Origin of the sequence: Arthrobacter sp. Soil782, assembly GCF_001428435.1 — a bacterium.
Taxonomy (GTDB): domain Bacteria; phylum Actinomycetota; class Actinomycetes; order Actinomycetales; family Micrococcaceae; genus Arthrobacter_D; species Arthrobacter_D parietis.
Window position 1 is genome coordinate 401,741 of sequence record NZ_LMSO01000009.1, and the last position, 12,131, is coordinate 413,871.

The 12,131-nt window shown below is 65.4% G+C and carries 12 protein-coding genes and 1 tRNA gene; 1 reads left to right on the forward strand and 12 read right to left on the reverse strand.

Annotation, left to right across the window (positions count from 1 at the left end; translation table 11 throughout):
* Positions 1 to 151: 151 nt before the first annotated feature.
* Positions 152 to 227, forward strand: a tRNA-Leu gene (locus ASH00_RS12475).
* A gap of 17 nt (positions 228 to 244) precedes the next feature.
* Here the strand turns inward: ASH00_RS12475 and ASH00_RS16475 are convergent.
* The 12 genes from ASH00_RS16475 to ASH00_RS12530 all read right to left on the reverse strand — a co-directional run bounded on the left by ASH00_RS16475 (position 245) and on the right by ASH00_RS12530 (position 12,126).
* Entirely contained in the window at positions 245 to 568 is a 324-nt protein-coding gene (locus ASH00_RS16475) for a CHY zinc finger protein (protein WP_327019695.1), read from the reverse strand.
* Between the two features lie 73 nt (positions 569 to 641).
* On the reverse strand, positions 642 to 2,078 hold the full coding sequence (locus ASH00_RS12480; protein ID WP_056548889.1) for an NAD(P)/FAD-dependent oxidoreductase: 1,437 nt from the start codon (positions 2,076 to 2,078) through the stop codon (positions 642 to 644).
* 34 nt (positions 2,079 to 2,112) lie between these two features.
* Positions 2,113 to 3,591 carry a S8 family serine peptidase gene (locus ASH00_RS12485; RefSeq protein WP_082566106.1) on the reverse strand — a complete coding sequence of 493 codons (1,479 nt, stop codon included), beginning with the start codon at positions 3,589 to 3,591 and terminating at the stop codon, positions 2,113 to 2,115.
* Entirely contained in the window at positions 3,588 to 4,541 is a 954-nt protein-coding gene (locus ASH00_RS12490; protein ID WP_056548890.1) for a Ppx/GppA phosphatase family protein, read from the reverse strand. The genes ASH00_RS12485 and ASH00_RS12490 overlap by 4 nt, the downstream gene beginning before the upstream one ends.
* Before the next feature lies 1 nt (position 4,542).
* Entirely contained in the window at positions 4,543 to 5,193 is a 651-nt protein-coding gene (locus tag ASH00_RS12495) for a DUF501 domain-containing protein (protein WP_056548892.1), read from the reverse strand.
* 107 nt (positions 5,194 to 5,300) lie between these two features.
* Positions 5,301 to 6,005 (reverse strand): FtsB family cell division protein, encoded by a 705-nt coding sequence (locus ASH00_RS17050; RefSeq protein ID WP_235563288.1) that lies wholly within the window; start codon positions 6,003 to 6,005, stop codon positions 5,301 to 5,303.
* A 101-nt stretch (positions 6,006 to 6,106) separates the two neighbouring features.
* A complete protein-coding gene (gene eno / locus ASH00_RS12505; protein ID WP_056548894.1) occupies positions 6,107 to 7,387 on the reverse strand; it encodes a phosphopyruvate hydratase in 1,281 nt (426 codons plus the stop codon).
* A 145-nt stretch (positions 7,388 to 7,532) separates the two neighbouring features.
* The gene (locus ASH00_RS12510; protein WP_056548896.1) at positions 7,533 to 8,240 is read right to left on the reverse strand and encodes a MazG nucleotide pyrophosphohydrolase domain-containing protein; all 708 of its coding nucleotides are present in this window, start codon (positions 8,238 to 8,240) and stop codon (positions 7,533 to 7,535) included.
* Positions 8,237 to 9,379: an adenosine deaminase gene (locus tag ASH00_RS12515; RefSeq protein ID WP_056548898.1), complete on the reverse strand. Its 1,143-nt coding sequence runs from the start codon at positions 9,377 to 9,379 to the stop codon at positions 8,237 to 8,239. The genes ASH00_RS12510 and ASH00_RS12515 overlap by 4 nt, the downstream gene beginning before the upstream one ends.
* On the reverse strand, positions 9,376 to 10,095 hold the full coding sequence (locus tag ASH00_RS12520; protein ID WP_082566107.1) for a DedA family protein: 720 nt from the start codon (positions 10,093 to 10,095) through the stop codon (positions 9,376 to 9,378). The genes ASH00_RS12515 and ASH00_RS12520 overlap by 4 nt, the downstream gene beginning before the upstream one ends.
* A gap of 280 nt (positions 10,096 to 10,375) precedes the next feature.
* Positions 10,376 to 11,662 carry a thymidine phosphorylase gene (locus ASH00_RS12525; RefSeq protein WP_056548900.1) on the reverse strand — a complete coding sequence of 429 codons (1,287 nt, stop codon included), beginning with the start codon at positions 11,660 to 11,662 and terminating at the stop codon, positions 10,376 to 10,378.
* The gene (locus tag ASH00_RS12530) at positions 11,659 to 12,126 is read right to left on the reverse strand and encodes a cytidine deaminase (RefSeq protein WP_056549303.1); all 468 of its coding nucleotides are present in this window, start codon (positions 12,124 to 12,126) and stop codon (positions 11,659 to 11,661) included. The genes ASH00_RS12525 and ASH00_RS12530 overlap by 4 nt, the downstream gene beginning before the upstream one ends.
* Positions 12,127 to 12,131 lie beyond the last annotated feature (5 nt).

A 12,131-nucleotide genomic window follows, 5' to 3' on the forward strand; every position in this document is an offset into this window, starting at 1 on the left:
CCAAGATAAGCAAATCTGGTTACATCCTTGTAACGCTCGTCACAGGGGTCTTGACTAGCCTTCCAGCGGCATCGATCGAACGTGTGCGGCTCGCGTATTCTTGATGGGATGCTCTGGTGGACTCCCTGCCGGGACGTCCGTCGGAAGTTACGCCCCAGTAGCCCAATGGCAGAGGCAGGAGACTTAAAATCTTCACAGTGTGGGTTCGAGTCCCACCTGGGGCACCATTGGCGATGCCGCGCAGTCAGCTTCCTTCAGTCCCGAAGTACAGGTGTTTGTGCAGCCGGCAACCAGGGTTGAACGGTGCACTGCACGAGGAACATCCGTCAGCCTCCAGGTAATCCCGAATGGACATGGTGCACCGGCACACACCGCACAAGATTGCATCCGTGCCGTACTCCCCTGGTGGCCAGACCTCGGCGGCGTGGTCTGCCGTCTCCGCATGGCACAGATGGCAGGGGTAAAACTCGCCGCAGCACCTGAACCGGATGGCAACGATGTCCAGGTCCGTCCGGTAATGCACGCAGCGCGTTTGATCATCAACCGCATGCCCCAGCACCTTCCTCACGATCGTGAACTATAGCTGCTTAAACGACGGCGGCGGCACCCGTGAAGGGTGCCGCCGCCGCCTTGAGGAGGTACTAGGCCTTGGCCTTCGTCTTCTCTGTATCCTCGGAGCGGTTCTTGTCCAGCGAGGGAGTCTCCTGCTTCTTCGGCGGAGGAGTGGCAGCCTCACGGAATTGGCGGCGTGGAGTCTGCAGATCCATCAGCTGGGTGGTGTCACGCCCGAAGACGAAACCGAGCACCCAGTTGCCCACTACGCGGGCCTTGCGCTCGAACATGGGCATTGCCATGCCGTGGTAGCCGCGGTGTGCAAGCCAAGCGGGCAGTCCGCGCATGCCGAAGCCCATGATGTTGGCTACGCCCTTGTACTGGCCGAACCCGGCAACCGCACCGAGGTTCTTGTGCCTGTACTCGCGGACGCGGCCCACGCCGTAGCGCTCAGCGTAGATGTTGTCGGCGAGAAGCTTGGCCTGCCGCACAGCGTGCTGCGCGTTAGGGACGCAGAAACCGCCCACGCCGCCGCCGGAGAGATCGGGCACGGCTGAGACGTCGCCGGCCGCCCAGGCGCCGTCCAGCGGGCCGTCGTCGCCGGTGATGCGCAATTCAGCGCTGGCGCGGACGCGGCCGCGCTCGTCAATCGGGAAGTCGGTGTTGCGGACTACGGGGTTGGCCTGCACGCCGGCAGTCCATACGAGGGTGTCTGTCTCGAATTCATCCGCCGGGGATTTGTCCGGCATATTGATGAGCTTCAGCTTGCCGTCCTTGGCGCTGGCCAGCGAGGTGTTCAGCTTGACCTGCACGCCGCGGGCCTGCAGGTGCTGCACAACCCATTTGGCCTGCTCTTCCGTGACCTCGGGCATGATGCGTCCCATGGCCTCCACCAGCACGAAGCGGATGTCAGAACGCTGAAGGCGCTTGTTCTTCTTGACGGCAGCGCGCGCGAGGTCTTCCATCTCTGCAAGCGCCTCGATGCCGGCGAACCCGCCGCCGACGACGACGAAGGTCAGCGCGCGGTCACGCTCCGCACCCGGCTCCATCAGGGATCCGGTCTCGATGCGCTCGAGGAGCTGGTTGCGCAGGGCGACAGCCTCTTCGATGGTCTTGAGGCCGATCCCCTCCTCCGCCAGACCCTCGATCGGGAACGTGCGGGTGATGGCGCCGGCCGCGATGACGATGTCACGGTAGTTCAGCTCAAAAGGCTCACTGTCGTCCGCCGGTTCAACGGTTGCCGTGCGCGAGGAGTGGTTGACGCCCGTGACCTTGCCCGAGATGAGCTCGGTGTCAGTCAGGTGCATGCGGTGGGAGACGACAGCGTGACGCGCCTCAATGTTGCCACCGGCCACCTCGGGGAGGAACGGCTGGTAGGTCATGTAGGGCAAAGGATCAACGAGCGTGACAATGCCACCGTGATCCTTCACCTTCTTCTGCAGCTTGTGGGCTACGTACAGACCGACGTAGCCACCGCCGACAACAAGGATCCGGGGACGATCAGAAAAGTTGGAGGTTTGAGCCATGAAGCCAGCGTACCGGACTTTGTGAAAATCTTCACTAACTGTTGTCGCCGTCCGTTTCCGCCCCACCCTTCCGGTATACCCGGATGACCTGATACGTTCCGCCGAGCAGGATACAGAGGATCAGCCCGCCGAATCCGAACACGATGAAAGCGGGCACCGACGTGGCAGCTGACGCACGCTCAGCGGCAGCCGGCACGGTCGGTTCGGGGATGTCGGGCAGCGGCTCTTCGGCCGGTGCCGGTTCCGGCGGAGGAGGCGGCGCCACCTCGCCGCGCCGGTACGTCTCGATGTACTGCGCCATGCTCACCACACCGCCCGCACCCAGCAACCGTTCCTCAGGAACGGTGAGGTCGGCATTCACGGCCGCGGCGGCGTCGAGGATTCCGTGACCGTAGATGGTGTCCTTACCGGGTATGCCGGCATCGCGTGCGGTCATGATGATCCGGTTGATGACCTGCGGAGCTGTCAGGTCCGGGTACTTGGCACGGATCAGTGCCGCGACGCCGGAGACCAGCGGCGCAGCACCGGAGGTTCCGGACCACTTGCTTGCGTACAGCCCACCCGGCAGCGCCCCGACGAGGTTCTCGGCCGGCGCCGCAATGCCGATGCTGATGCCCTCGGATGATGACTCCCGACTCGCCGCACCCTCCGCATCCAGCCCGCCCACAGCGAGAACACCAGGCATGGTGGCCGGCGCACCTACCTGCACGGACCCGCCGGCGCGGTTGCCGGCGGCGGCGACAATGACGACGTCGTTCTGTTCGGCATAGAGGAACGCCTCGTCCCAGCTCTCCGGCCAGGTGGGAGACGTGCTGCCCAGCGACATGTTGATCACGGACGCCCCGTTGTCCACCGCCCACCGCACAGCGTTCGGGATCTGTTCGTCAATGCTCACCCCCGCGGGATTGGCGCCCGTGGACTCGCCGCCGATCCAGAGCGAGACGGCAAGCAGCTCTGATTCCGGTGCAACCCCGACGACGCCGTCCGGCCCCCGCCCGGCGGCCGTGACTGCAGATTCCTCTGCTTCTGCGGACGCCTCTGCTTCTGCAGACGACGGCGGGGCGGAGCCCGAGGGTGCGACCGACGGCGATGGCGTGCCGGAAGGCGAGGCGGAAGGACTTGGATCAGGGCCTTCGGGCTCGTGCCCACGCCCGGCAATCAAACTGGCCACCAGTGTGCCGTGTTCAGGCACCTCGCCGATACCGCGCTGTCCGTTGGGCGCTCCTGCTCCGGAAACATCGGTTCCGCCGGTGACAACGCCTTCCAGGTCCGGGTGGCTTCCGTCCACCCCGCTGTCTATCACCGCGACCGTCACTCCGGCACCCTTGGTGTCCTCCCATGCCTCGGTGATGCCGTAATCTTCCAACCAGTATTCACGCTCGCGGATCTCCCCACCGTGGGCCGCAGCGCTTCCCACCGGGATGATGACGCCGGCGGCAAGACCCGCTGCAAGCACGACGGCGGCAATCGACCGTGAAACGAGGGCACCGGACGGCACGGGACGCACTGTCATCCGTGTTCCCTTCGGGAGACGGCGCTGAGGGCGATTCCGTCCAGAATGTCATGCTCACTCGCCACTGCGCTCTGCACGAGGCCTTCCGTAGCGTCCGCAACCCTCCGGACGATTGTGCGCCAGATCAGGGCGCCGGCTCCGATCACGTCCACGCGGCCGGGGTGCATGTAAGGGAGGGCCGCGCGTTCGGAACGCGACAGGTGGAGCAGCGAGGTGGTGGCGGCATCGACCTCGTGAACCGTCAGGGACGTGCCATGGATCCGCTCCGACTGGTACTCCGGAAGTTTCAACGCGTGCGCTGTCACGGTGGTGATGCTCCCTGCAACGCCGATGACGCCGTGGACGGAGGCAAGGTTGACGTCCGAGTTCGCCTCATCGATCATCCTGCCGATCTCTTCCTCGGCAGCGGCGATTTCCCGCTCCGTCGGCGGGTCCGAGCGCAGGAACCGCTCAGTGAAACGGACGCAGCCCATATCCGTGCTGTGCGCCGCAAGAACCTGGTTTCCGGTGCCGACGACAAACTCTGTGCTCCCGCCGCCGAGATCGACCACGAGGACCGGGGCGTCGTTCTCCCCTGCCAGCACGCTCGCGGCCCCGGAGAACGACAGCTCCGCTTCCTCACCGCCGCTGACGACCTCCGGTTCGATGCCGAGCCGGTCCCGTACGCCGGAGACGAAGACGTCGCGGTTGCCCGCATCACGGGTAGCCGACGTCGCCACGAACCGGACGCTCCCGGCGTCGTGCTGCTTGATCAGTGCCGCGTACTCATCCACGGCCTCGAACGTCCGCTCCAGCGCTGCTTCGGAAATCATGCCGGTGGCGTCAACTCCCTCGCCCAGGCGCACCACCCGCATCAGGCGGACGACGTCCGTCAGCCCGGTACCGCCGTCGGCATCCGCGATCAGCAGGCGAATCGAGTTGGTTCCGCAATCAATGGCCGCAGTACGCATGTCAGCCCTTCCCTTCACTCGTTCGACGTTCGGCACGTTTGGCATCCAGCTCTGCAGGGCTGAGGCCCTGGGTCTTCACATGCCGGCTGAGATCGCGGTTCGGCGCGTGTCCACTGGTGTCCCATGCGCCCACGCAGCGGCACTGATCCGCAGTCCACCATTCCGCGATGGCAGCCAGCGCCTCATCTCCCAACGGATTCACACCCGGACCGGCCGCGAGGGAATGACCGACCAACACATGAAGGCACTTGACGCGTGAGGGCATGCCGCCGGCGGACACGCCGTCGATCTCCGGCACAGGACCGATGCCGCTGCGCTCCCCGATCTCGGACCGCGCGCGGAGGTACGCCTCGTGGGCCTGCCGGTAGCGGGCTGCGAGCGCGGTGTCCTGTTCGAGCCGCTCCGTCATTTCGGTCATGGTCCCGCCGGCTTCCAGACGGGACACCGCCGCGGTGATGACCGGATGCGTGAGGTAGTAGGTCGTGGGAAAGGGGATGCCGTTACTGAGTCGCGGGGCGGTCGTCGCCACCAGCGGATTGCCGCAGACGCACCGGGCACCGATCTCGACGACGTCCCGCACCGGGCGGCCCAACTGCCGGCTGAGGGTCTCGAGATCAGCCGGTGTGGGGGCAAGCGGATTCGATTCCGTCACTGCGGTCCTTTCTGAACCTTGTCTACCTCCGGCGTTTTTGTCGCCTAGTTGCGGTTTCGGAATGCCTTTGACAACAGATAGGCGACAAAAACTTCCGCATACCAAGGTTAGTCGGTGGCAGCCCGCTCCACAGATTCCCAGAGGGCGTCCGCCCACGGCAGATCCTCCGGCGCCGCGGCGGACTGCTGTTCCGCCGACGTCTCCACGTCTGTTCCGCCCTTGACCAGGTAGCGGGTTTCTCCGGGCATTACCAGGAAGAGGCGGTCGCGGGCCTGCTGCTTGATGTACGCGGGATCCTCCCAGCGGGCGATCTGCGTTTCGAGGACGCCCTGCTCCTGCTGCAGCGCCGCGATGCGATCCTGCAGGGCTTCGGTTTCCGACTGCTGCTGCAGGTAGGTACGCACCGAGGGCGCCAGCAGCACGATGATGGTCACCAGCACGACGGCGAGCGCCAGCAGGCGGCCGGAGAAGGCTTTGGCGGGGATCGGTTCCGCGTCCTCCGCCGGCACAATCACGCGATCCGAGGGCTTGCGGAAAGGTGCGCTCGCGGTCCGGATGGCTCCCGCCAGTTGGGAGCGTTCCGCGGCCCTGGCTTCGGACGGGGAGGACTTTTTGCGCGGTTCCGGTGATGCCGGAGTACGCACTGCCCTCTGCGGTGCCGGCGGCGTCTCCGTCTTGCGGCCCGCGCCCGACGGCGCTGAACGCACTGAAGCGCCCTGGTTGCCAGGGCGCTTCAGTTGCGGCGTCTGCTGCCTCTGCCCGTCAGTGCGCGCTCGCGTTGTACGCGGAACGCTGGGGCGTCGGGTGGACATCGGACTCCTCGCTCACGCTGTGTTCTGCCGTCAGGTCAGGGGAAATGCCCCGACAAAGACGGTTACCTGCTTAACGAGGGTAACGCCCCATGATGGACCAATCAGGCAGTGAAACGCGGGAAGGCCGAACGTCCCGCGTAGCGCGCGGCGTCGTCCAGTTCTTCCTCGATGCGCAGCAGCTGGTTGTACTTGGCTACGCGCTCCGAACGGGCCGGTGCACCCGTCTTGATCTGCCCGGCGTTGGTTGCCACGCAGATGTCAGCGATGGTGGTGTCTTCGGTCTCACCCGAGCGGTGGGAGGTGATCGTGGTGTACCCGGAACGCTGGGCCAGGGAAATGGCGTCCAGTGTTTCGGTGAGCGTGCCGATCTGGTTCACCTTCACGAGCAGCGAGTTGGCGGTGTCAGCCTTGATGCCGCGCTCTAGCCGGACCGGGTTGGTGACGAAGAGATCGTCGCCGACGAGCTGGACCTTGTCACCGATGGACTCGGTGAGTGCCTTCCAGCCGTCCCAGTCTTCCTCGTCCAGCGGGTCCTCGATCGAGACCAGCGGATAGTCACGTACCAGCTCCTCGTAGTAGGCGCGCATCGCCGCGGAATCGAGCGTCTTGCCCTCGAAGGTGTAGCTGCCGTCCTTGAAGAACTCGGACGCGGCAACGTCCAGCGCGAACGCGATGTCCGTGCCCGGGGTGTAGCCGGCGCGCTCGACCGCTGTGGTGATGAGGTCGAGGGCATCCCGGTTGGAGGGAAGATTGGGAGCGAAGCCGCCCTCGTCGCCGAGGCCGGTTGCCAGGCCCTTCTCGTTCAGGACCTTCTTGAGCTCGTGGTACACCTCGACGCCCCAGCGGAGGCCCTCGGAGTAGGACTCGGCACCCAGGGGAACAATCATGAATTCCTGGATGTCGACGTCGGAATCGGCGTGCGATCCACCGTTGAGGATGTTCATCAGCGGAACCGGCAGCACATGCGCGTTGGGGCCGCCCAAGTAACGGTAGAGCGGAAGCGCGGAAGATTCAGCCGCTGCGCGGGCAATCGCCAGGGAGACGCCGAGCATGGCGTTGGCGCCCAGGTTCGACTTGTTCTCGGTGCCGTCGAGGTCGATCATGGCCTGGTCGATGGCGCGCTGGTCTCCTGCATCGAAGCCGAGTAGTGCCGGCTGGATCTGCTCGATGACAGCTTCCACTGCCTGGAGTACACCCTTGCCGAGGTAGCGGTCCTTGTCGCCGTCGCGGCGCTCGTTTGCCTCGAAGGCTCCGGTGGAGGCACCGGAGGGAACGGCTGCGCGGCCGAAAGTGTCGTCGTCGAGCAGTACCTCGACCTCAACCGTGGGGTTGCCGCGGGAGTCGAGGATTTCACGTGCATGGATGGCGTCAATGATTGCCATGGAAATGCTCCTGTTCGTGTCAATGGAGTTTCTTCGGACGGACAGCGCAACGTGCTCAACTCTAAAAAGCTGATGCGTCTGCGCGGGGATTCGTACTCAGCCTAATTGAAAGCGGCCGTCGATGGCCGACCGTGACGGGCTCTTTTCACTTGGGGACGACGGGCACGGCCGAGCCAGACCGCGCGAGATGTTCATCCTGGTATCTGCGCACGGCGACGCGCAGCGCTCGCTCCGGATCCAGCCCAGCGTCGACCGCACGCCCGACGACGGCGAGCAGCACCTCGCCGAGCTCTTCCTCCGATGCGAGGCCCGCCTCAACGGACGGCACGACGACGCCGCCATCCTCCTGCGCGGAGGCTCCGTTGCGACGTGCACGCTTGAGCGTCTTCGCCGCCGCCGCGAGCGCCGGAAGCCCCGACGGGATGCTGGCAAACGGCGTGGAGTCCGGCTGTTCCTGCGCCTTGATGCTGTGCCACGACGCTTCGATCTCCGCGATCGAGGAGGCCGGTACGTCCCGGAGACCGCCGTCGGGAGTGAACACGTGGGCGTTGCGCCGGATCATCTTCGCAGTAAGTCCGTCGATGACCTCTGCCAGAGCAAAGGAGCCGCTTTCCTCCTGCAGGCGTGCGTGAAGCACCACCTGCAGGAGAACGTCACCAAGTTCGGAGCGCAGTTCGTCAGCGTTGGCCGGCCCCTCGAGCACCTCCAAAAGCTCGTAGCACTCCTCAACCAGGTACTCGGCGAGCGATTCGTGGGTCAACGTACCCATCCAGGGGCAGCGCTCCCGGAGCTGCCCGATGACGTCGACCAACCGATCGAGGGCCGCTCCCGCCCGCTGGGCGCTTTGGGTCATGCGCCGTTGGCGCCGTCATACCCCTGCGCAATGAGCTCCGCGAGAGCGGTGCGGCTGTCGAGGGGGATGAACGCGGCTTCCACGGCGTTGAGGGTCAACTCAAGCAGGTCATCGAGGTCGTAGTCGAAGGTTTCAACGAGGAGCTCGAACTCCTCGGTGAGCGTGACACCGCTCATCAGGCGGTTGTCCGTGTTGACGGTGACGTTGAAACCGAGCTGATACAGGAGGTCGATCGGGTGGCTCGTGATGTCCTTGCCGAAGGCTTCGATCGCTCCGGTCTGCAGGTTCGACGACGGGCAGACCTCGAGGGGAATCCCGCGGTCGCGGACCCACGCGGCCACCTGGCCCAGGCTGGCCATGCCGACCGGGGCGTCCGAACCGCCGTCGTCATCGAATTCCACCGTAATGTCCTCAGCGATGCGCACGCCATGGCCCAGCCGCTGCGCGCGTCCGCTGACCAGCGCGTCGACGATGCTGTCCACTCCGGCAGCCTCACCGGCGTGCACCGTTGCGGGGAACTGGTGCTGCGCGAGGTAGGTGAAGGCGTCCGCGAAGCGGGCGGCGGGGAAGCCGTCCTCGGCGCCGGCAATGTCGAAGCCCACGGCGCCGCGCTCGCGGTGGCGGACCGCCAGTTCGGCGATCTCCTGACCGCGGTCCGCGTGCCGCATGGCGGTGATCAGCTGTCCAACCTGAATGGTGCGGCCGCGGGCGGCAACTGCCTCCACACCGGCGTCGAGACCTTCCTGGACCGCCTCGACAACCTCATCGAGGGACAATCCCCCGGTGAGGTGCTGCTCCGGTGCCCAGCGCACTTCTCCGTAGACAACGCCGTCGTCCGCCAGGTCTTCCACGAACTCCTGCGCCACGCGGGAAAGACCGTCGCGGGTCTGCATGACCGCGATGGTGTGGTCAAACGTCTCCAGGTAGCGCACCAGGGAACCGGAATCTGCGGAGTCACGGAACCACTGGCCCAGTGCAACCGGATCGGTCGAAGGAAGCTGGTGGCCGACCGCTTCGGCGAGTTCGATGATCGTCGCGGGCCGGAGGCCGCCGTCCAAGTGATCGTGCAGCGAAACTTTCGGCAGGGCACGGATGTCGAAGGTGAGGTCAGGAGCAAGGGAAGTCATTGGTTCAGTCACAGGCCAAGACTACGCGAGGCCAGTGATTTCGCTGCGGGTTCCTCCAGGCTGTCCGGTTCAGGGGTGCGTGGGTGCAGCGGCTCCGGGCGCGGCCTCGTGGGGGTCGAGCCGCGCACAGCGCTGATGATGCGGTCAACGATGAAGCCGAGGACCACGGCGATCGCTATCGCAACAGTGACGCCCAGGAGGTGGTTGTCTTCGAACCACGCGCCGGCAAGGGCGCCGATCCCCACCGAGTAGCTCCCCCAGGCCAGGGCGGAAATACCCGTCAGCGCAACGAAGCGCCGTCGTGAGTAGCCGGTTACGCCGGCCGTGAGATTGACCGCCACGCGTCCAAAGGGAATGAAGCGTGCAACCAGGAGCAATGATGCCGCCCGCTTCTCAAGTTCGTAGCCGGCCCATTCGAACGCCTTCTGCGAGCGTGGACGGCGCATCCACCGGAAGCGCCGGGTACCGACGCCCCTGCCCATCAGGTAGGCGATATTGTCACCGGCAAACGCCCCGAGGGCAGAGACGAGGATCAGGAGCCAGGCGTTGGGCACGCCCTCGGTGATAATCAGCGATGCGAGACCCACCACCACTGACTCGCTGGGGAACGGCGGGAAGAACCCGTCAACCGTGCAGCAGATGAACACGAGCAGGTAGACCCAGGGCTGCTCGGCGGTGCTGAGAATGAAATCACTCAGTCCATTCGTGACAGCATTAATCGCGTCCACTACCTGCGCTCCTTGGATTGTGCGGATCGGCTCCGGTCGCCGCCGCCCCAGGTGGGTCAGTGACCTTCTATAAGAACCATGCCAGCCGTGGATCAGGAGGGTCCATGGGGTATGCCCCTGTAGAACCCCTGATCCAGCCTTTTTCCAAGGTTATGATTTGATGCGCTGCCGCCGCGTCGCCCAATGGGGTGATGTTCCCGGCACGGGACTCGTCCCCAGGTAGTAGGTGAGTACCCTGACAGGGGCCCCTGAGAGGGCCCCTGATGTCAGGCGGTTCGGCTCAGGCGATGCGGTCGATGATGAGCTGCTGCGCCGGGCGCGCACCGTCAGGTGCAATCACGACGGCGGTTTCCAGCGCCTCACGCGCGCGATCGAACTTCTCGGGGGTGTCAGTCAGGAGGGTCATCAGCGGCTCTCCCGCGCGGACCATAGCGCCGGGCTTGGCATGCAGCCGGATACCCGCTCCGGCCTGGACCGTATCTTCCTTGCGTGCGCGTCCGGCACCCAGGCGCCAGGCAGCAACACCGACGGCCAGGGCATCGAGCCCGACGAGGACTCCGTCGGCCGGTGCGTAGACGGTCTCGGACTCCCGGGCCACCGGAAGCGCTGCACGAGGATCTCCGCCCTGCGCCTCAATCATGCGGTTCCAGACGTCCATCGCACGGCCGTCCCTGAGTGCCTGAGCGGGATCAGCATCGCGTACGCCGGCAGCAGTTAACATTTCCTCTGCCAGCCGGACCGTCAGTTCGACGACGTCCTGCGGCCCGCCGCCGGCAAGCACCTCAACGGACTCCTCAACCTCGATGGCGTTGCCCGCCGTCAATCCGAGCGGGGTGGACATGTTGGTGAGGAGGGCCACGGTCTTTACACCGGCATCCGTTCCGAGAGCCACCATGGTCTCGGCAAGCTCGCGGGCCTGTGCCTCGTCCTTCATGAACGCGCCGCTGCCTACCTTCACGTCGAGGACCAGCGAACCTGTTCCCTCAGCGATCTTCTTACTCATGATCGACGACGCAATCAGCGGAATGGCTTCCACCGTTCCGGTGACATCGCGCAGCGCGTACAGCTTCTTGTCCGCAGGAGCAAGCCCGGCGCCCGCCGCGCAGATAACGGCTCCCACGTCAGCCAGCTGGGCCATCATCTCGTCATTTGACAGCTGGGCGCGCCAGCCCGGAATGGACTCGAGCTTGTCCAGGGTCCCTCCGGTGTGGCCGAGGCCGCGTCCGGAAAGCTGCGGCACGGCTACGCCGAAGACGGCGACCAGCGGCGCGAGCGGGAGGGTGATCTTGTCTCCGACACCGCCTGTGGAGTGCTTGTCACTGGTCGGTTTGCCCAGCACTGAGAAATCCATCCGCTCGCCGCTGGCGATCATCGCTGCCGTCCAGCGCGAGATTTCCGTGCGGTCCATGCCGTTGAGCAGGATCGCCATATTGAGCGCGGCCATCTGCTCGTCCGCGATCGCACCGCGGGTGTAGGCGTCAATGGTCCAGTCGATCTGGGCCGGGCTGAGAGTGCCCCTGTCACGCTTGGTGCGGATGATGTCAACGGCGTCGAACTGTTCGCTCATTCGAAGCTTCCTGTCTCTGTAGTGCCGGCGGCTGACCTGCCTGCGTCTGCGAGGTGCTGCGGGCCGAACGCGTCGGGCAGCACCTCGTCCATGGTCCGGATTCCGCTCACGGTCATCAGCTGCATGTCCGGCGCCCGGAATTCATAGAGCAACTGGCGGCAGCGGCCGCACGGCATCAGTGCGTTGCCGTCCCCGTCCACGCAACTGAAGGCGACGAGGCTGCCGCCGCCGGTCATCTGCAGCTGGCTGACCAGCGAGCACTCCGCGCAGAGGGTGAGCCCGTATGACGCGTTTTCTACGTTGCAGCCGGAAACAATCCGCCCGTCGTCCGTCAGGGCAGCAGCCCCCACCGGGAAGTTGGAGTACGGGACATATGCCTTCCGCATTGCAGCGGTTGCCGCTTCGGCGAGAGCCTCCCATGGGAGGTCAGCGGCAGAGCCGGCCGTCGTCGTGCTTTCATCCATGGTTC

Bases quoted from the DNA above. Each gene is read 5' to 3' on its own strand.
- ASH00_RS12480 (WP_056548889.1), bottom strand. From the start codon at position 2,078: ATGGCTCAAACCTCCAACTTTTCTGATCGTCCCCGGATCCTTGTTGTC.
- ASH00_RS12485 (WP_082566106.1), bottom strand. From the start codon at position 3,591: ATGACAGTGCGTCCCGTGCCGTCCGGTGCCCTCGTTTCACGGTCGATT.
- ASH00_RS12490 (WP_056548890.1), bottom strand. From the start codon at position 4,541: ATGCGTACTGCGGCCATTGATTGCGGAACCAACTCGATTCGCCTGCTG.
- ASH00_RS17050 (WP_235563288.1), bottom strand. From the start codon at position 6,005: ATGTCCACCCGACGCCCCAGCGTTCCGCGTACAACGCGAGCGCGCACT.
- eno (WP_056548894.1), bottom strand. From the start codon at position 7,387: ATGGCAATCATTGACGCCATCCATGCACGTGAAATCCTCGACTCCCGC.
- ASH00_RS12510 (WP_056548896.1), bottom strand. From the start codon at position 8,240: ATGACCCAAAGCGCCCAGCGGGCGGGAGCGGCCCTCGATCGGTTGGTC.
- ASH00_RS12525 (WP_056548900.1), bottom strand. From the start codon at position 11,662: ATGAGCGAACAGTTCGACGCCGTTGACATCATCCGCACCAAGCGTGAC.
- ASH00_RS12530 (WP_056549303.1), bottom strand. From the start codon at position 12,126: ATGGATGAAAGCACGACGACGGCCGGCTCTGCCGCTGACCTCCCATGG.